The organism is Thermobifida cellulosilytica TB100 (assembly GCF_001517975.1).
GTDB classification, from domain to species: Bacteria; Actinomycetota; Actinomycetes; order Streptosporangiales; family Streptosporangiaceae; genus Thermobifida; species Thermobifida cellulosilytica.
The window spans coordinates 182618-200842 of the sequence record NZ_KQ950182.1 but is presented as its reverse complement, the minus strand read 5'-3'; the positions used below and the strand labels follow the sequence as shown (position 1 = coordinate 200842).

The following is an 18225-nucleotide window of genomic DNA, read 5'->3' as shown; positions in this document are numbered from 1 at the left end:
CTCACTCATCGGCTGACTATGCGGGCGATGGTCTTTTCAGCGCTGGTCAGTGCGGTGGTGAGGTCGTCCAGCAAAGCTGCGGGAAGTGTGCCGCGGTTGAGCGCGCACGCATCGACCAGGTCGTTTAGTTCCTGCACCTGAGCAGTGGTGAGAAGGCCGCGACAACCGCTGTGATCGAGCAGGTCGCGGGCGACGTAACCGTCCCGTGAAGCAGCCGGACTGCCGATGAGACCGGTGGCTATCCGGCGTGCATGGGGGTTACCGACCGCGCCGAGGGCGTCGATGAAGGACAGGCCCAGTCGGGTGTGAAAGACTGCCAGGCTCGACGCCGAGATGTCGAGTACGTGGTACTTGTCCAGCAGGAATCCCGGATCCGCATCGTCTGGACTACCGCGTCGACAGTGGAGGGTGAGGCAGGCAGTCACCGCGTTCTCCCAGGGCTCCCCGGGCTCGGTGTCGTCCAGGAGAACGCGGGCTCCGCCGCTGTCTCTGGAGACGATGTGAGCGATGACGGCGATCTGGCGGCCGTCGAGCATGCGGTGGCCGATGCCCCGGTAATCCCCCAGACGTTGGCACGCCTCCTGCCAGAGTCCGGCAGCAGCGAGTGCTCTGGAACCGGTGGCCAGCAACACCGCCCACAACCAGCGGCGTACCTGCTGGTGTGCCTCTTGCGAGTCGGTGAGGTGAGCGGGAATTTCGACGCCGTCGACAGTGGCGTCGACACGAGTGGAGACCGCCGTGTAGAGGGCGTCGACAAGGTCGGCGGCGCGTCGGCCCTGACCACCGCGGATGTGAAGGCGGGCGAGGTTGATCAGTGGTTCGAGGGCATGACGTGCCGCTTGGGCCCCCAGAGGGTGAGCGCGGAGGTAGACGTTCGCGTGCCGATGACACCACTGCCGGGCCAGATCTGGCAGACCGCAGTCCGAAGCGAGGAGCGCTGCCAGGTTGTGTACGGCTGAGGCAGCGGCCAAGTCGCTGTCCCGTTCGGCTGCGCGGGCCCGGTCGCACAGGTCCGCCACGCGCTGGGCAAGAGGAGTGCAGACCGGGCGAGGGCGAGCGACGAGCGGGAAACGGGAAGCGAACAGCTCAATGGGGTGTACTTCTTCACGTCTCTGGTGCCTGCTGTCCGGGGTGGCACTGTGTGCGGGGGCCGCCGTGGTGGCGTCACTTCCTGTCACCGCGGGCTCCTGGAAGTCTCAGCGGCGTCATAGTGGTAGGCCATTCGTCACGATCCAGGACTACTGTCTTGGCGGTGTGGGCGATCAGGCTTTGCACGGTGTATGGCAGGCCGAGCCGGTTCCAGTGGAAGATGATCTGGTGAGCGAGGACGGCTCGTAATCCGCGGGTGAGTAGACCGTTTCGAGCAAGGCCACCTAGTCTCTGACCGGCTTCAGCGAAAGCGACAGCCCATTCGGTCAGAAAAGCCAGCGGTCCGTTCTCGCGCAGGAGAGGGCTTGTGGGGCCTGCGTCCACGGTCATCAGCCGCCGTAAGTCGGCTTCCAACCTGTTCATCCGCTCCGCAGGGATGTCGGGAGGATCCGGACGGATTCCGGCGACGCGTGCCCAGACGTCTCCTTGTTCGTACCAGTCCTGTCCTGCCCCGCGCATCAGCATGCTGCACAGCAGAACAGACAGTTCGCGCCGCTGGTCGCCGTGGCCGGTGGGCGGGACGTCCTGACGGCCGAGGTAGGCGAGGACGTGTCGGCTGTCGACGTGGAAGAGACGGTGGGTCAACTCCATGCCCAACGGACCGCCGAAGGCGTGTATCTCCGGCTCGTAGATGGTTGGGGCCCAGCCGGCGATGTGACCGCCGTCTCGCAACGCGTCGAGTCTTTCGTGGAGGAAAACCACTGTTTCCTGGCCGGTGCCGTGTGCTACCAGGAAACGAATCCGCCAGCAGGGGGCCTTTCTGACGAAGAACCATGCCCTGGTCCTTCCAGCGGTCTCTGCGCCGGTCATTATCGGACCGATGTGGACGGCACCGACGTGTTCGGCCACGGAGTAGTCGGCGAAGTTGACGGTCACCTGGTGCCACAGGGCGTCTTCCCGTACCCTTTCGGGGGCGTGGTTCATGCGCTCAGGGGTCCTTTCATCCGATTCCCGATCAGATGAGAAGCAGACAGGCGTCCCAACGGCTGATTGGGGCGGTACCGGTTCCAGCGGTGTGCAGGGCGAGCGCCACGCCTGCGTGCCCGTCGAGGAATTCGACATCTTCGGGCAGGGATGGGAGCTGGGAAAGCAGTCGCGCCGCAAGCCTGGGCAGCTCCTGTGCGATGTCCGGTGTGCTGGCGTCATCCGCCATCCGCCACGCGGCCTGGAGCAGTCCAGCCGTGCCGTGGCACAAGCCGGCGTCTGGGAGCAGGTTGAGCTGCGCGGGGTCGCGGAGGCAGCCGAGCATAGCGGCCTCGGCTGTGCGTTGCCGTTCGAGGTCACCAGTGGCCAAGCCCGCAAGTTGCTGGGCTCTGGCGAGCCCGGGTGTTCCGTAGCACCACGACGGACGTTGGCGGCTGGATGCCTCTACGTGCTTTCGACGGGCCTGTTCACGGGTGACGAATCCCGGCCACCACGGGCCGCAGGGGTGTTCCTGCTGCCATACGTCCAACCAGGCGCAGATACGACCGATGGCCTCGGTGTGCCCTTCGACTGTGATTCCTTTCAGCGCAGCCAGTGACAGCAGTGCCAGCGGGGCCGCGATGCCGTGTGACATGCCGAGGTTGCCGTGGCCTCCGGGAAAGTCCGGTGCAGGATCACCGTTGAGGGAGACGTCGGTCCACCATCCCGGTAGGTCGTCGGCGTGCTCCGGAAGCGGTTCGGTCAACCTGACGAGGTAGGCCAGCACGGCCTGTGTGATCTCATGATCGGGGTGGCGTAGCAGGTGGTAGACGCCGAGACCGGTCAGGCCGCGAACCAGATCGAACTCGGCCATACGGGGCCGGATTCCCTGGTCGATGCGGGTGTGGGCTTGGCTGAGGCGATGACGGGTCATGGCCGTGATGGCGGTGTCGAGTTGGGTGAGAGCATGCCTGTACCTGCTGGACCGGCCTGCGGCGGCACGGATCACGAACGCCAAGGCGGGAACTCCGAAGTACAGTCCGGCGTTGGGACCAGCGCTCAACTCCTCGTGCACGGCAGCGGACAGCCATGTGTGCACGGTCGTCCAGTCACCATGGCCGGTATAGGCGCGTTCAATGTGCAACAGGGCGATTCCCGCCGCTCCCCCGGCCAGTGACTGGGGACGCCGACGTCCTCTCCCCCCTGAAGCGACGCCACGACTACCGATTACGGACGGATCGACCAGGCGTGAGGCAACAGCGCTGGCCGCGGCCAGCGCTTCCGAACAAGGGCTGTTCATAGGGCTCCTTGGGTTCGCGCTGTCCAGCTCAGGGCGGCGGCGCGGGACAGACGACGGCAGGCCCACTCCGAGTCCGGGGAAATGCCCACCATGCGGGCATGGTGCAGGTGCAGAAGGTCTGCAAGCACCGTGTCCGGGGAAATCTGCTTCTCGGCGGTGAGTGCCGCGCGGTACCGGAGAAGCGCCGCGCGCCGCAGTTCCCACGACGCCGCGATGTCTTCACCACCTGGCACCTCCAGAAGCGCGGACCGTCCGCGACTCGGGTCTGCCAGGCGGATCATCTGGTCGCGTGTTTCGCGAGACGGTGCGGGAGCTGAAGATGCGCGCCAGTGACGAATCAGCCAGCGCATTCCGTCACTGACGCTGCCTGCGACCGTGACGGCGATGTCGACCATGCTGGCGGCAGTGACGGCGTGCAGATGCGGGCCCTCACGGTGGTCGACCGCTCGCAGTTGCGCGACTGCTGCGGCAGAATCGGCGGCAAACACCGACTCTGCTGCAGCCATGGCCACGTCCTGTCCGAAGCGCCCGGTCTCCGGATAGTAGGTGTCGAACTGCACCTGGCTCACGAGGCCACGCTCGTACAGCTCAGTCGTCCACGCGGTGACCCGAGCAGCGACCTGCCCGAAGTCGTCGGCTTCCCGAAGTCGGATACGCAAGCGCAGATGCTTGTCCGGATCGTGGTAGCGGAGAAACCACCACTCGGGTTCCTCTTCCCACGCGGCCAGCAGGGCTGGCAGATGCGAGGTCAAAAGAGCGGTCTGCCGGCCGGGGTTCCCGTACAGCTTGACGTAGAGCCACTCACTGCTTCCGGGAAGGTGCCCGTGGGCACGGCTGAGCACGCACCTCGACCAGGTTCGCTGCGGTGCAGCGGGTGGAGCTGTGGCGGCTAGGGGGATGACGATGTCGTGAGCGCGTCCGTCGATCCACCCCATCTCATCTTCTTCCGGTGCCTCGCGTATGGTGGCGTGTCCGTTGCGCGCCAGGTCGGCCCGGAGCACAGCAAGATGGGCGGACTCGTCCAAGTCCAGGCGGATTCGGCGATCACCGTCGCCGAGATAGACCGAGGCGGGCACACGAAACTGGTCCCGCCACGCGTCCCACCTGTCCTTCCAGTTCCGCCATGGTTCGGCAGAACCGGGAAAGTCTGTCGCAGTCAGCGTCCACATAGCCGGAGACAGAATCGAACGCCGGTAGCGGATTCTGGGCAGGAACGGCAACCTGCTGGCCGCTCCCCAGGAAAACGGAACGCACGCTGCCGTACGAGCCGTAGAGATTTCGCAGAGGAACCGCAGGAGCGGTTGAGCGTGGTGGGTGAGTTCCACAGCGCTGAACAGGATCGGCTCCACCGGCTGTCGGCGGGACACAGAGACCAGGTAGAGCCGCTGGGCATCAGCGGTCACCGCGAGGTCGTCCAACGAGACGGCTTCCTTGCCGTCCGGGCACTGTTCGGCCAAGGGGACCAGGAGAGGCAGCACAGCGGGACTTCTTGTGATGTTCTCGGCCCGCCGGGACACCGTTGGGCCGGACACCTGCACCCGCAGTGCGTTCTGACAGACTGCGGGTAGTTCGGCGTAGGCCCGGAACATTCGTTCCTGGTCACCCGTGTCGAACAGGTCGAGAAACCGCCCGGCCGTGGTGCCAGCCGCGCGGGACATTCCGGTGACCGCAAGTCGGAACTCGCCTCGACCGAGCGCACCGGTACTGGGCGAGTAGATGCGGCACCGGAGTTCGGTATGCGGCTGCACCCGGTACTCGCCAAGGCTGGCAGCCGCAAGGTTGTCGACCAGTGCGTCGTCGATGACGACTTCGGTGTGCTGCTGCACCGCGGCGTTCTGCGCCAAGACGAGCAGGGCCATGTCGCGTTTGGACAGGCCGGGAACGCTCGGAGGAGCCAGACGTGAATTCCGGTAACCGTGGGGGAAACCGAGACCGCTGTCGGCATCGAGCAGTTCCCGGATGCCGACCAGGGAGCCGAGTCCGTACCGTTCGCAGAACCTTCGGTGGTAGTCCTGCCAGGCCGGAGTTCCGTGGGGGTGCGGTCCCAGCCTGGCCAGCGCCTCCGCCGTACGCTCGGCTTCCCGCACCACCGCATGCGGCAGGACCAAGTCACCGTCGAGCCGAAGATCCACCGCGATCGGCCGCTCTGCGGTACAGAGGGCAGCCATTCCCCGGGAGACATGCGATCGAAGACTGCGTCCCCGCAGAGGAGGGGTCGCGTTGTGGTGGAGCAGATCGGCGTGGATCCCGCACAACTCGTCCAGCAGACCTGCCGCCCCCTGCACCGTGTCGGCTTGTACCGCGGTCAGCGCTTCAATGACGTGGCCCAGCGGGTCGGTGACCGTCATCGGTGGACGCAGACTGGTGACCAGGAGACGATGTTCCACCAGCCTGGTCAGCATTTCGTTGATCACAGAGTCCGGCTTGTCCGGAAAGTTGGATGCCAGTTTGTCGGCCAGGTCCCCCAGACGAACCGGGGTCTGAGCAGCCTGAAAAACGGTGTGAACCGCTTCGGTGTAGCGGACCGATACTTCTGCGGGCCCGGTTCCGTGCACCGCTCCGCTCTGCCAACATCCCACCACCAGCCGTCCGTCCCGAACGAACGCAAGGTTGTTGCGCACGACCAGTAGTCGGTACCTCAACTCGGGGATGGCTTCCAGACGCGTGATCACTCCGTCGAGCCAGGTGGAGTCGACCCGCGCGACGGCGCGATGCCCTCCACCGAACCGCACCGCAGGTGTGTGACCGAGCCGGACAGGTGCCACCCCGGAGAACAGACCGAACGGTGTCGCCCGGCTTGTCGACCGTAACAGGTACCGAATCAGCGACAGCACCGCTCGGCGGACCTCTTGCCTCCGCACTCGGCTCCCCTGACACACCTCTTGGACTCGACGAGCCAGGTCTGGGCTGGCGATCTCGACACTCGCCGCGAACCCGTCGGATGCCCACACCTGCCGCAGCCAGTCCACCCAGGACGTCAGGTTTTTCTCCGCGTCATCGGTCAGGTCCGGCCACGGTGGCACGCTTCCGGGGCAACGGGCTGCTGCTCGCACCACGGCCGCGTCCACGAACCTGTACAAATCCACTCCTCAGGGTTGGGTACTCGCGGGGTGGCGTCCGCCACCCCGCGGCGTATGGGAGTCGAGGCTGGAGGGGTCAGCAACCGCTCTGGGCCGGGCAGGCACTCTCGCAGGTGGTCCCGCACCCGTCGTCGGTGAGCCGCATCAGGTCGTTGATGACGGGACCGGACTCGACGATGCTGATGTCGAGGTCGAACTGGGTGTTTTCCCCATCGATCGCGGTCTGAGGGGTCTGGACGGTCATGCATTCCTCCTCGTAGTGACGTTGCCCGAAATGTTCCAGGGCTTCCGGCCCGGCTTCCCTGCGGTCAGGGCCAGGAGACGACGATGCGGGTGTGCTTCTTGTCGACGACCCTTCCGGCGGGAAGTGCGGCATCGGGGGTGGCTGCGGGAAACACCTCAATGCGCGCTCCCGGTCCCCCGCGGTGGTCGCGGTCCCAGGTCCGGATGTGGTCGATGTACTCCTCGGCGAGGCGTTCGGAGTCGGGGCCGTGTGCGTAGGCGCCGAACTCGAACCTGGTGCGGCTCTCGTCGACCGGACGTGCCGAGGCCCGGTAGACGAAACTGCTCCCCGACACGATCGCTTTGCCGCCGTACAGCGCAGACCTGCTGGTCAGCCCGCTGTCGACCGCCTCTTTCGTGGCTTTGACCAAGCCGAAGCCGTCGGCCACGGTGGCGATCCACAGGTCCAGGTCGTGGAGTGGCTCGCTGTCGCCGAACTCCATGCCTCCCCAGCGCTCGGTCCGCGGTCCGAGCAGGGCCTTGCGCAGGCCGTCGGTGTCAACGGGCCGGTCGGTGTCGATCAGCAGGCTGACCCTGTCCTCGTCCAACGTGACCACCTGCTCGCTGTGGGCCTCGGCTCCCTGCATCGGCACGAAGGAGCAGAGCTGGTAGTCCCGGCTCACCAGGCGCTCACCTGCACGCTCGAAGGCCACCGAGCGCGTCAGCCCGCGCAGCCGCAGCGGAACGACGAGCCTTCCGTCCTCGGTGAGCTGCTCGATCCATGCGGGTGGGATGTCCCATGCGCCCGCGGTGACGATGATCCGGTCGAACGGGGCGTGTTCTGGAACACCGTGGGCGGCGTCGCCCAGCGCCACGTCGACCCACCCGTATCCGGTGGCGTCGAGGTAGCGTCGGGCTCGGCCGGTGATCTCCGGATCGATGTCGACGGAGACCACTCTCCCGGTCCGACCGACCAGTTCGGCGATCAGTGCCGCGTTGTAGCCGCCGGAACCGATCTCCAGTACCCGCATGCCCGGTTCGATCCGGGCCTGCTCCAGCATCACGGCCTGGATCTCCGACGCGGACACCACGCTGGTGGCCGTCCCCGCACCGTCCTGCTTCCGGTGCAGCGTGGTCATGGTGGCGTAGGCCCGCTCCAGCGGCTCGCCCGGGGCGAACAGGTGCCGCGGCACCACGCTGAAAGCAGCAGCGACCGGATCGCTGCGGACCGCTCCCAGATCACGCAGTTCACCCACCATCTTCTCGCGCAGGTACTCAGCGCGGTCGGTCTCGCCGGTGCTGCTGGTCTTCGTATCTTGATGTTCTCTCATTCGGTGGTCTTCCGCGTTCTGGGGCCGGCGGGAGAAGTCCACCGGCTGGAGGTGCACGGGGAATCCGGTCTTCGTGAAATTGGGTTCCCTCTCCTCGTCTTCACCGAAGTGGTACGCGGAGAGGTGACGTGAAAACGAGTTTCTGGGCACGGGGCATGGAGGTCCATGCCGAGCTGTCATAAATTTCGGCGTACTTCTTCACACCACCAAGAAAGAGCCGCTTTTCACACCATTTGACCAGTTTGCCGCTTTTCTGGCCTCAAGGGTTCCCTGTGAAGACGGAAGAACCTATGTGGAGAAACCTTCGACAGAATTGAGAGGATCTGGCAGGCGGCTCCATCATCGTGGCAGGCCACGCCAGCCCCGAAGGCCCTCCGGTGGTGCCTTCCCGGTAGCGATCTGACCCTCAGGCATCAGCGCTGTAGAAAGCCTGGGCAAGGACATGAGTGGTCGAAGGCCCTGCCAGGACACTTGCCCGGCGCTCGAAACACCGAGCGACGGAACTCCGGGCAGGCCGGAAGTAGAAGTCGGACATCACAGCCACGGCTTCACCCCGCTCTCACGGCAGGGCCACGCCGTGACCGTCCGGTGCCCTTGGCGGACAGACGACTCGACGACCATCCTTGGACAGCCGATCCGCAGAGCCTTCCCCCTGGGAGCCCTTTGGTCTTCTGGCGCTGTTCACCCCTGGCGGGTCCGGGTGACAAGAAGGTAGAGCAGCGCGTTCATGGTGGTGCCGGAGACTATTTCGCGTCGGGCTACCAGATCGGGCACGCTGGCCAGCGGCACCCAGTCGATGCGTTCGGCCTCCCAGTCCTCTGCGGGTGCTCCGACGTGTTCGGCGGTCTCGGCGAGGAAGACGTGGTGCTCGGAGTCGGAGATGCCGCTGGAGGGTTGGACGTAGACCAGGGGCCGCAGCGGGCCCACCCGCCAACCGGTTTCTTCTTCCACCTCGCGGGCCGCCGCAGCCTCGGGGCTCTCCCCGTCCTTGATGCCCCCGATGGGGATCTCATAGCCCCAACTGTCGGTGATGAACCGGTGCCGCCACAGCAGAAGGACCTGGTCGCGGTCGTTGAGCACCACTGCACCGGCTCCAGGAGCGGAGCGGATCAGACGGTGGGACAGGTGGCGTCCGCCAGTGATCTCCACGTCGGCGAGTCGGATATCCAGCCACTGGTCCTGGTACAGCGGTTTCTCCGAGTGGACGATCCAACGCATGCCACGGCCCTCCGGTCCCGACAGTCTTTTACTGTGTCCAGACAATCACAGAGCGAGGGCCGACTTCGGATCACCCCTGAAAGAGCGGATTCGGATGTGATTTCGGACCCGGCGATTGCTGGACAGGAGCGCACCGGCCCTGCATGACCGAAGCGGACAGTGGTGGGGAAACATCCCGAATTGATCCGGCAGTCCACTCGACTGAGAGTCAAGGATTTGTGGCAGCCACCCCCGAGGGTGGCTGCCACGGCTTGCGGTCAGTGGGCTTGCCGAAGGTGGCGGAGTTGCGATCCTCAGCCACCCCGAAGGGTGGCTGCCACAGCACCTGAAGTGCGCAAATGCCCTGTCCCTCGGTGCCCTGCACCACGATGGAAGCAGACAAAAGCCTCAACCGGACACAGACCTCCTTGGGAACCTCCCCGGAGATCCATGACCACTCCAGGTTCCCAACCACGGCCCCAAGCAACACGGCTCTGCGCCAAAGGTGCCGGGCCGGATGCTACCCCAGCCCTCCGACAATCTTCGGGCTGATTTCCAGAGCTCGAAGCAGCAAAGGGTGTCAGTTCCGGTCGACCACTGAAACCGCGTGCCTCCCGCTTTCGACAGGACGCCTCCTGAGGTGGGACCTCCGGTACCGCGCGGGAGGACGAGTCGGCAGACCGGATGCGGCCGCTGCAACCGACGAGCTGTAAGGCAGCGGTCCGGCGGGAACAATCCATGTCATGTCTTCTGCAACCAGGTGGTTCCTGGCCGCCGCGGCGGCGGTGGCGATAGTGGCCGGTCTGGCCCTGGGCCTGTGGCTGGGCGGCGGCCCCACCCAGCGCACCGGCTGGGAGGCCGCCGGATGGGCCGCGGGCATCATCTGCGCCCTGGCCCTCACCACCACCGCCGTCGCCTGGGCCGCACGCCGCACCCACAACTCCGACACCCCACCGCCAACCCCCGCCGGCGACCTCATCGACCAGAGCAACACCCGCGCAGGCAGAGACATCATCGGCAAACAAGGCCCGGCCGCCCCCGACCCCGCAGGGGGAGACCACATCGTCCAACGCGGTGCCCGCGCAGGCAGAGACGTCATCGGCAAACAACACAACCAACCTCGCTGACCTCCCCTCCCCCGTGTCCCCCCGGCGCGGCCCCCCGTGTCCCTGTCCGCTCCCCACACCCCTGGGCGAAGGCGCTGGTCGGCGCCTCGCGGACAGCGGGCGCCGACGCTTCCGGCGGGCAAAGCCTTTGACGCCGCTTGCGGCACCGAGCATCGTCGGGGCGCCGCAGCTCCGCCCGGACGGCGCGCCGCCGCGGCCTTCCCCCGCCGGCGAACCGCGCGACGGCCCGGGCCTTCCCCGCCCCGGAGGACGGCGCAGCCCTGCCGACCGACTCGCCCCCGCCCCGGGTCCCGGCCCGGAAGCCCCATGCCCCCTTCCCTGCCCGCCGACGGAGGCGGCCCCGCCCAGCCCGGTCCCCCCGGGGGTGCGGGGGCGCGCTGGGCGGCGGCCCGTGCGGGCCTCTCCGATCCGGACAGCACCGCCCGCCTGCTGCGGGTGCTGCGCGGTGTGGGTGAGGGAGGAGGCCGCGTGGGCCGCGGCGGGGCGGGCTCTGGACTCCGGGGGCTCCTGGAGCCGCCCGCGTCGCTGCTGCCGTGGGGCCGGGAGCCGGACGGCTCCCCCGCCGGGCCGTGGACCTGGGAGGCGGCGGCGGAGGAGCTCGGGTGAGCGCGGCCCCGGCCGCACGCCGTGGCCGGGTCAGGCCGGGAACACGCCGTCGGTGGCGGCGCTGCCACTACAGCGGTCGCCCATGACGCGCGAGTAGTAGACGCCCCTGCCGTCCCAGTGGCCGACCGCGATGAACCGGACCGGCCAGATGACGGGCGGGCAGAGGGCGAAGCGGGTGGGCAGGGCCTCGAAGTCGCCGTCGACCGCGCGCAGGGAGTCGCAGGCGGCCTCCGGGGTGGGGTGGGTGCCTCCGTCGGGGCCGCACTCCAGGGTCAGGACGTCGCCCTGGGAGGAGGGGGTGCCCTCCAGCGGCTGGATGACGAGGGTGAGGAAGGCGTGCGGGTCGTCGGCCGGGGAGTCGGCGGCGGCCGGGGTCGAGGTGAGGGGGACGAGGCAGGCGGCGACGGCGAGGGCCGCCGCGGTCCGGCTGAGCGCGGGAAAACGCATGGGGGCCTTTCCGCTGGGACGGGACGACGCGGTGTGGGTGCTCCCACCGCCCCGGCTCCCGTCTCTTCCGAGGCGGCCCACGGCGTTTCACTGTAGGCCGTTTCCTGCCGTCCGAAAACCCTCCGCGTCCGCTTCCCTGCCCGCTGTGACGGTCGGGCGGTTTTCCCGCCGCGGTCCCGGCGGGCAGAATCCCGTCGGCGGACCGTTGGCGGAGGGGAGCACGGGGGTGGAACAGGAGCGTCTGGTCGGCGGGGTCAACACGGTGACGCGCATCGGTTCCCGGGTGCACCGTCCTGCCGGGCCGTGGTCGCGGCGGGTCCAGGAGCTGCTGCGGCACGTGCGGGAGCGCGGGTTCTCGGGGGCGCCGGAGCCGTTCGGGTTCGACGGGCAGGGCCGCGAGGTGCTCTCCTTCCTCGAGGGGACGGTGCCCGACTATCCGCTGCCGCCCGCCGCGGCCGGTACGGCGGCGCTGACCGGGGCGGCGCGGCTGCTGCGCGCGCTGCACGACGCGACCGTGGACTTCCCGTTCGGGGCGGTGGCTGGCAGTTCCCGGAGCGCGCCCCCGTGGAGGTGGTCTGCCACGGGGACTTCGCCCCGTACAACTGTGTGCTGCGCGGCTCGGAGGTGGTGGGGGTCATCGACTTCGACACCGCCCATCCGGGCAGTCGGGTGTGGGACGTCGCCTACGCCGCCTACCGGTGGGTGACGCTGACCCGGCCGGACCACGTGGAGGCGCTCGGCTCCACGGCGGAGCAGTTGGTGCGGGTCCGCCTGTTCTGCGACGCCTACGGGTTGGACTGGGAGGGGCGGGGGCGGCTCGCCGACGTGGCGGTGGAGCGCCTGGTGGCGCTGGTCGAGCACATGCGCGCCCAGGCGGCGGCGGGCAACGCGGCGTTCCGGGGCACCTGGCCGCCGGGCACGACCGGCTGTACCTGGAGGACGTCGAGTACCTGCGGGAGCACCGCGGGGCGCTCACCCGGGCGCTGTTGGAGCCGTGAGGCGCGGGGGTGCTGCGGCGGGCGGTGGTGACGCGGAGTTTAACCGGGCCGGGCCAGACTTGCGGGCATGGCCGACAGCTACTGGAACCACAACACGCACTACCACCGGCTGGTGCTGGACGCGGTGCCGCAGGGCTGCGCCTCGGCGCTGGACGTGGGCTGCGGGGACGGTCTGCTGGTGGCGCGGCTGGCGGAGCGCGTCGGTCGGGTGACGGGGGTGGACCGCTCGGCCGCGATGGTGCGGCTGGCGCGGGAGCGCACCGCGCACCTGGCGGGGGTGACCGTGGTGGAGGCGGACGTGCGCGACGCGGTGGGGGGAGTGCTGTGCGAGGGCGGGTACGACTTCGTCAGCGCCCTGGCGGTGGTCCACCACTGGGGGTTCGCCGACGCGGTGGGCACGCTGGTCCGTCTGCTGGCCCCGGGCGGGGTGTTGGTGGTCGTCGGGCTGGCGGCCGACCGCACCCCGGTGGACTGGCTGGTCAGCGCGGCCGGGGTGCCCGTGTCCCGCTGGCTGGCGTGGCGCAACGGCGGCAAGCGCGATCCGGCGGGGATGCCCGTGGCCGAGCCGGACCTGTCGTGGGGCGAGGTGCGGGCGGCGGCGCGGCGGCTGCTGCCCGGCTGCCGGTTCCGTCGTCATCTGCTGTGGCGGTACTCGATCGTGTGGCAGAAACCCGCGCAAGCCTACTGAATCAGTAGTTTTTGGTGGGGCATGGTTGCGACAAAGGGCATTACCATGTCGGTCATCTTCCCCCATTCCTCCTATGTGGACGAGGATTGCGCCGATGAGTGACGACCGATACGAGACCTGGCCGCCCCCCGAACTCGACTTCGACAAGCCCACCATCGCCCGCGCCTACGACGCGCTGCTCGGCGGCAAGGACAACTTCGCCGCCGACCGAGCCCTGGCCGAGTACGCCTGCCAGCACATTCCCGGGCTCAAGGAGTCCGCCGTGGAGAACCGGAAGGTGCTCGTCCGCGGGGTGCGGTTCCTCGCCGGTGAGGCGGGCATCGACCAGTTCCTCGACCTGGGCAGCGGCCTGCCCACCGTGCAGAACACCCACGAGGTCGCCCAGTCGGTCAACCCGGACGCGCGCGTCGTCTACGTGGACATCGACCCGATGGTGCTGGCCCACGGGCGGGCGCTGCTGGCGAAGAACGACAACACCTCGGTGGTCACGGGCGACGTCCGGGACACCAAGGCCATCCTCAACCACCCCGACGTGCTGCGGATGATCGACTTCAGCCGTCCGGCCGCGATCATGCTGGTGGGCATGCTGCACTACCTGTCGCCCGACGTCGTCGACGATGTGGTGGCGGCCTACCGGGACGTGCTGGCGCCGGGGAGCTACCTGTTCATCACCTCGCTGGTCGACACCGGGCTGCCCGCGCAGCAGGAGCTGGCCCGCATCACCCGGGAGAACCTGGAGGAGGGCTGGGCGCGCACCCCGGAGGAGATCGAGCGGCAGTTCGGCGACTTCGAGCTGGTGGAGCCGGGTGTGGTCTACACGGCGCTGTGGCGGCCGGACGAGCCGGTCGACCCCGACAGCCTGACTCCGGGGGAGCAGTTGGGAATGACCGGAATCGGTTTCAAGAAGCCCTGACCGACGGGTTCCGCGGCGCCGCCCCCGTTTTCGAAAGCGGGAGGGGGCTGTCCCTGTGCGGGGCGTCCGGAACTGTCGGGAAACCGTGAAGGGGACGGAGTTTTCCGTCCCCTTCACCGGTTACCGAGAGTGCCGGTTCACCTGTGTGCGGCTTCGTATTCGTCGACGATGGACTTGGGGATGCGCCCGCGTTCGCTGATCGGCTTGCCCTGTTGCTGGGCCCAGGCGCGGATCTGGGCGCTCCGTTCCCGGCTGAGCACGGTGCGCTGTTTTCCTTTGGCTTTGCCTTTGGCTGCTCCGCGCTTGGCCGGAACCTTACGGGCGGCTTCGATAAACGGGGCGAGTTCTTCACGCAGTCTCTTGGCGTTGGAACTGCTCAGGTCGATCTCGTAGGAGGAGCCGTCGAGCCCGAAGGAGACCGTCTCCTCGGCCTCGCTGCCGTCGAGGTCGTCAACGAGAAGGACTTGGACTTTCTGTGCCATGAATCTCTCCTGAGGAAACCGAAAATCAATTGCCTTGTCGGCTGGTACCCCCCTTCATCCCCTTCTCGCGGAGATCAAACATGGCGGGGAGAACCACTGGTCCGGATTCCCTGAAAACAGCAGAATTATCGCCGGTGCTCCGGCTCTCCCCTATACCCGGCTCCGTCCCCGCGTGACCGGTCCCCGGGTTTGCCGGGCGGCGTCGGAGGATCGGTCTGCTGGTCTGCTTCGCTCTTCTGCGGAACAGCGCGGGGCCTGTCCCGCGTGTCCTGTTCCGGGAGCGTACCGCCGTTCGGTGCGGGAAAGCCGTTCCGCCACGGGATTGGGGACGGGCCGTGGGAGAAGTGCCGGTCCGGCGGAGTCGGCGGTCGGGGGCAGCCGGATCTGCGGTCGGGAAAAACGAACACCGCCCTCCCGTTTCCGATATCCGTCCGCGGCCCGAACGGAGACGGCCTGTCCCGCCGGGGGTGTCGACCGGTTCCGGACGGCCCGGAACCGGATGTTCCTGCACAGGAGGAACAAAAATCACGGGCGTCTCCTCCGGCGTGATTGTAAGGTGGCCGTCCGAAAACCCGTGGCCGTGATTGTCGGAGGAGCGCCGGTGGCTGGCGGACTGTCCCGCTCCGGCCTGGACCGCCTGCACGAGGTCCTGGCCGCCCGTGTCGCGCGCGGCGAACTGCCCGGCCTGGTGGCGCTGGTCCACCGCGGGGGCGCGACGCACGTCGAGGCGATCGGCGCGACGGCGGTGGGGGGCTCCGCTGCGATGCGCCGCGACACGGTCTTCCGTGTCGCGTCGATGACCAAGCCGGTCGTCGCGGTGGCCGCGATGGTCCTGGTGGAGGAGGGCCGGCTGCGGCTGGACGCCCCGGTGGACCCGTTCCTGCCCGAGCTGGCCGACCGCACCGTGCTGCGGCGCGTCGACGGGCCGCTGGACGACACCGTTCCCGCGCGGCGGCCGATCACGCTGCGGGACCTGCTGACCATGCGCTGCGGTTTCGGCCTGGTGCTGGACCCGCCGGGCACGCCGATCCAGCGGGCGCTGGACGAGGCCGGGCTCTCCCCCGGGCCGGACCCGTTCCCGTACTCGGCCGACGAGTTCCTGCGGAGGCTGGGGGAGCTGCCGCTGGCCTCCCAGCCCGGGGAGGCGTGGCTGTACCACACGGGCTTCGACGTCCTGGGGATCCTGGTCGAGCGTGCTGCCGGGCAGCCGTTGGAGTCCTTCCTGCGGGAGCGGGTCTTCGAGCCGATCGGGATGCGCGACACCGGGTTCCACCTGGCGCCGGAGCAGGCGGACCGGCTGCCGGCGTGCTACCTGACCGATACGGCCACCGGCGCGCCCGTGCCGATGGCCGATCCCCACGACTGGCACCGTCCGCCGGCCTTCGCGTCGGGCGGGGCGGGTCTGCTCTCCACCGCCGACGACTACCTGGCGTTCCTGCGGATGCTGTTGGACGGGGGCCGCTGCGCGGGCGGGCGGGTGCTGTCGCGCCGCTCGGTGGAGCTGATGACCGCCGACCAGCTCACCCCGGAGCAGCGGGCGGGGGCGGCGGCCCTGCTGGGCGAGGGCACCGGCTGGGGGTTCGGGGTGGCCGTGGCGCTGCACCGCACCCCGGAGGGGGGTGGTGCGGGCCGGTTCGGCTGGGACGGCGGCCGGGGCACCAGCGGCCACGCCGATCCGGACAGCGGGCTGGTGGGCGTCCTGCTGACCCAACTGGGGATGGACTCGCCGCACTCCCCCGGGCTGTTCGCCGACTTCTGGGGCGCGGCCTACGGTGCGGTCGACGGGTGAGGGCGGCTCAGCAGCTCCCGCGTTTCCTGCGGACGTAGATCTGTCGGCGCACCTTCGCCACCGGTCGGCCCTCGGCGTCGACGATGCTGGTGGCGTACCACTTCAGGAACTTCTCCCCGGTGCTGGTCGCGGCGCGGATCCGTGCCACCTCCTCGGGCGGCAGCGTCATCGTGGAGGTGAGCGTGCCGCGCCCGGGGGAGACGAACTCGATCTCGGCGGCCTTGTCCCAGACGATGTAGCCGCGGCCGAGCTGTTTGAGGGCCAGCAGCGTGAAGAACGGGTCGGTCATCGCCGACAGGGATCCGCCGAACGCCGTGCCGAAGATGGTGCGGTTGAGCGGGCCCAGCTTGAGGCGGACGGTGGCGCTGCTCCAGTCGTCGGCGATGTGGACCACCTTGATGCCCGCGCACCGGTAGGTGGGCCACAGGTTCATCAGCCGCCGCAGACGTGCCGGGCTGGCGTTCTTGAGGGGGTTCACGACGGTGTCCTCTCCCGGGTCCGCCGCGGACGCGTCGGCGGCCCGTCCGAAAACCGGTCGGTGTTCTCGGCCGAAATCCGGGGACCAGGTCCGGGTCGTGCCCTGCTGGTGCGGCGGGGCGCCCGGTGCCCGTCCTGGTGGGGCGCGTCGGCGGGGGAGGTCGGGGGGAGGCGCGTCGGTCGTTTCCGGCTGCGGGCGGCGCTTGGCCGGGCCGGGCGGCTCCGGCTGTTACAGTCATACAGAAAACACCAAAAAGGCGTACCGCAATCGGTTCCGCCCGCCTCCGTTTTTGTTCCGTGCCATCTTCACCGATCCGTTCGGACGACGCAGCCCGCGGACGATACGGAACCCTCCCGAGCAGCCCCGAGCAGAATCGGACGAATTCGAACACTGGTGCGTACGTGCACCGACGCACCGGCGCCGACCGGGGGGCCGCTGACCCGCCCAGGGAATATTCAGACCGGACATAGCGGACTCGCTCCTTGTGCCGGGGATTGCGCCTCGCGACCGTTCCGGTAACTTCTTTCCCACGGTTCATGACTTTGCGGAGGGATTCACCGTCTCTTCTCCACGGCGACGGCCCGCCGATTCCGGGCCGTGTCCGGGCAGGCGACCTATTCACTTTCGCGTCCAAGGAGTAGTGACTCCGTGATCGTTTGTCTCAGCACCAGCGCGTCCGCCGGAGTCCGGGAGGTGCGGGTATGACCCCTGATCTGCTCAGCCCCAGCGGTCCGAACGTCTCTCTGCGCCGGTCCGCGCCGTCGACCGTCTACCAGGTGGCGCCCGACGCCCTGCCCAAGCGGGTGCGGCGAGGCTCCGACGGGAGGTACTACGGCGAGGTGCCCTTGGTCCCCGTCCCCGCCGACGAGATCGACCGCCGTGACCGGGAGGCCCGGGGCCGCGGGGGGCCGGACCGGCCGCCTCGTCCCACCGCAGTTCCTGACCTGGACGGACACGACAACCGCCCCAACCCCATGGCCGTCACCACTCCAGCGGAGTTCGTGGCGGCCATGCGCCTGTTCCGTCGGTGGGCGGGCAACCCCTCCTACCGGAAGATGCAGCGCAACTGCGGCAACCGGTGCTCGGCCACCTCCTTCCACACCGCGTTGACCCAGGACAAGCTGCCCAAGCTCTCCCTCGTCGAGGCGTTCATCGCCGCGTGCGGCGGCGACGACGAGGAGTACCGCCGCTGGGCCACCGCCTGGCGGAGACTGGAGCTGGGCGGGCACAGTCCCGGCCACCGTCCCGGAGCCCCGCCGCCCCGGCCGACCCGGCGCCCCGACTCCTGCCCCCGGGAGGAGTCGGCGTGACCCGGCCGGGAAGGGCGCTCTCCCCGCGAGCGCGCTCCCCGGAGGAGAGGCTGTCTCCCCGCCCCGCCCGGTCCGGCGGCGCACTCCCCGCGGGCCCGGGCCGAACCCCGCCGCAACGGGAGCCGCAGCCGCGTCCTGACGCGCCTGCCCCGGCAGGCCGGGGCCGCAGCGGCCCTGCCGGGGCAGGCCGGGACCGCGGCGGCCG

General features: G+C 68.9%; 17 protein-coding genes. 7 read left to right on the top strand and 10 right to left on the bottom strand.

Going from position 1 to position 18225, the window contains the following annotated elements; all coding sequences use genetic code 11:
* Window positions 1-5: 5 nt before the first annotated feature.
* The 7 genes from AC529_RS11040 to AC529_RS11015 all read right to left on the bottom strand — a co-directional run bounded on the left by AC529_RS11040 (window position 6) and on the right by AC529_RS11015 (window position 9203).
* Window positions 6-971, bottom strand: coding sequence for a hypothetical protein (locus tag AC529_RS11040; protein ID WP_232306700.1), 966 nt, complete (start codon window positions 969-971; stop codon window positions 6-8).
* 193 nt (window positions 972-1164) lie between these two features.
* The gene (locus AC529_RS11035; protein ID WP_083948133.1) at window positions 1165-2073 is read right to left on the bottom strand and encodes a thiopeptide-type bacteriocin biosynthesis protein; all 909 of its coding nucleotides are present in this window, start codon (window positions 2071-2073) and stop codon (window positions 1165-1167) included.
* 31 nt (window positions 2074-2104) lie between these two features.
* On the bottom strand, window positions 2105-3226 hold the full coding sequence (locus tag AC529_RS11030) for a lanthionine synthetase C family protein (protein ID WP_269745544.1): 1122 nt from the start codon (window positions 3224-3226) through the stop codon (window positions 2105-2107).
* A gap of 122 nt (window positions 3227-3348) precedes the next feature.
* Window positions 3349-6303 (bottom strand): lantibiotic dehydratase, encoded by a 2955-nt coding sequence (locus tag AC529_RS11025; protein WP_269745543.1) that lies wholly within the window; start codon window positions 6301-6303, stop codon window positions 3349-3351.
* A gap of 205 nt (window positions 6304-6508) precedes the next feature.
* Complete coding sequence (locus AC529_RS19630; protein WP_083948129.1) at window positions 6509-6676, bottom strand: FxLD family lanthipeptide; 168 nt, start codon at window positions 6674-6676, stop codon at window positions 6509-6511.
* A 64-nt stretch (window positions 6677-6740) separates the two neighbouring features.
* Complete coding sequence (fxlM, locus tag AC529_RS11020; RefSeq protein WP_068756887.1) at window positions 6741-7985, bottom strand: methyltransferase, FxLD system; 1245 nt, start codon at window positions 7983-7985, stop codon at window positions 6741-6743.
* A 681-nt stretch (window positions 7986-8666) separates the two neighbouring features.
* Window positions 8667-9203, bottom strand: coding sequence for an NUDIX hydrolase (locus AC529_RS11015; protein WP_068756305.1), 537 nt, complete (start codon window positions 9201-9203; stop codon window positions 8667-8669).
* 722 nt (window positions 9204-9925) lie between these two features.
* Here AC529_RS11015 and AC529_RS11010 point away from each other — a divergent pair.
* Together AC529_RS11010 and AC529_RS11005 are read left to right on the top strand one after the other, a co-directional pair.
* Entirely contained in the window at window positions 9926-10309 is a 384-nt protein-coding gene (locus AC529_RS11010) for a hypothetical protein (protein ID WP_157080186.1), read from the top strand.
* Window positions 10310-10615: 306 nt separating this feature from the next.
* Window positions 10616-10915 (top strand): hypothetical protein, encoded by a 300-nt coding sequence (locus tag AC529_RS11005; RefSeq protein ID WP_068756301.1) that lies wholly within the window; start codon window positions 10616-10618, stop codon window positions 10913-10915.
* A gap of 30 nt (window positions 10916-10945) precedes the next feature.
* On the opposite strand, the gene AC529_RS11000 is transcribed toward AC529_RS11005, so the two are convergent.
* Complete coding sequence (locus AC529_RS11000; RefSeq protein ID WP_068756299.1) at window positions 10946-11362, bottom strand: SSI family serine proteinase inhibitor; 417 nt, start codon at window positions 11360-11362, stop codon at window positions 10946-10948.
* A 303-nt stretch (window positions 11363-11665) separates the two neighbouring features.
* Here AC529_RS11000 and AC529_RS10995 point away from each other — a divergent pair, with 303 nt between their 5' ends.
* From AC529_RS10995 to AC529_RS10985, 3 genes are all read left to right on the top strand, one after another.
* Complete coding sequence (locus AC529_RS10995) at window positions 11666-12391, top strand: phosphotransferase (protein WP_232306698.1); 726 nt, start codon at window positions 11666-11668, stop codon at window positions 12389-12391.
* A 36-nt stretch (window positions 12392-12427) separates the two neighbouring features.
* The gene (locus tag AC529_RS10990; protein ID WP_068756297.1) at window positions 12428-13048 is read left to right on the top strand and encodes a class I SAM-dependent methyltransferase; all 621 of its coding nucleotides are present in this window, start codon (window positions 12428-12430) and stop codon (window positions 13046-13048) included.
* 94 nt (window positions 13049-13142) lie between these two features.
* On the top strand, window positions 13143-13961 hold the full coding sequence (locus AC529_RS10985) for an SAM-dependent methyltransferase (RefSeq protein ID WP_068756296.1): 819 nt from the start codon (window positions 13143-13145) through the stop codon (window positions 13959-13961).
* A 137-nt stretch (window positions 13962-14098) separates the two neighbouring features.
* On the opposite strand, the gene AC529_RS10980 is transcribed toward AC529_RS10985, so the two are convergent.
* On the bottom strand, window positions 14099-14443 hold the full coding sequence (locus tag AC529_RS10980) for a histone-like nucleoid-structuring protein Lsr2 (protein WP_068756294.1): 345 nt from the start codon (window positions 14441-14443) through the stop codon (window positions 14099-14101).
* Between the two features lie 601 nt (window positions 14444-15044).
* Between AC529_RS10980 and AC529_RS10975 the strand changes: the two genes are divergently transcribed.
* A complete protein-coding gene (locus AC529_RS10975; RefSeq protein ID WP_068756292.1) occupies window positions 15045-16232 on the top strand; it encodes a serine hydrolase domain-containing protein in 1188 nt (395 codons plus the stop codon).
* Window positions 16233-16239: 7 nt separating this feature from the next.
* Here the strand turns inward: AC529_RS10975 and AC529_RS10970 are convergent, their stop codons facing one another.
* Window positions 16240-16710 carry a DUF4442 domain-containing protein gene (locus AC529_RS10970; RefSeq protein WP_198156392.1) on the bottom strand — a complete coding sequence of 157 codons (471 nt, stop codon included), beginning with the start codon at window positions 16708-16710 and terminating at the stop codon, window positions 16240-16242.
* A gap of 701 nt (window positions 16711-17411) precedes the next feature.
* Between AC529_RS10970 and AC529_RS10965 the strand changes: the two genes are divergently transcribed.
* Window positions 17412-18020: a hypothetical protein gene (locus AC529_RS10965; protein WP_232306697.1), complete on the top strand. Its 609-nt coding sequence runs from the start codon at window positions 17412-17414 to the stop codon at window positions 18018-18020.
* Window positions 18021-18225 lie beyond the last annotated feature (205 nt).

Coding starts and splice junctions, on each gene's coding strand:
- AC529_RS11035 (WP_083948133.1), bottom strand. CDS start 2,073: ATGAACCACGCCCCCGAAAGGGTACGGGAAGACGCCCTGTGGCACCAG.
- AC529_RS19630 (WP_083948129.1), bottom strand. CDS start 6,676: ATGACCGTCCAGACCCCTCAGACCGCGATCGATGGGGAAAACACCCAG.
- fxlM (WP_068756887.1), bottom strand. CDS start 7,985: ATGAGAGAACATCAAGATACGAAGACCAGCAGCACCGGCGAGACCGAC.
- AC529_RS11015 (WP_068756305.1), bottom strand. CDS start 9,203: ATGCGTTGGATCGTCCACTCGGAGAAACCGCTGTACCAGGACCAGTGG.
- AC529_RS11010 (WP_157080186.1), top strand. CDS start 9,926: ATGTCTTCTGCAACCAGGTGGTTCCTGGCCGCCGCGGCGGCGGTGGCG.
- AC529_RS11005 (WP_068756301.1), top strand. CDS start 10,616: ATGCCCCCTTCCCTGCCCGCCGACGGAGGCGGCCCCGCCCAGCCCGGT.
- AC529_RS11000 (WP_068756299.1), bottom strand. CDS start 11,362: ATGCGTTTTCCCGCGCTCAGCCGGACCGCGGCGGCCCTCGCCGTCGCC.
- AC529_RS10990 (WP_068756297.1), top strand. CDS start 12,428: ATGGCCGACAGCTACTGGAACCACAACACGCACTACCACCGGCTGGTG.
- AC529_RS10985 (WP_068756296.1), top strand. CDS start 13,143: ATGAGTGACGACCGATACGAGACCTGGCCGCCCCCCGAACTCGACTTC.
- AC529_RS10980 (WP_068756294.1), bottom strand. CDS start 14,443: ATGGCACAGAAAGTCCAAGTCCTTCTCGTTGACGACCTCGACGGCAGC.
- AC529_RS10965 (WP_232306697.1), top strand. CDS start 17,412: ATGACCCCTGATCTGCTCAGCCCCAGCGGTCCGAACGTCTCTCTGCGC.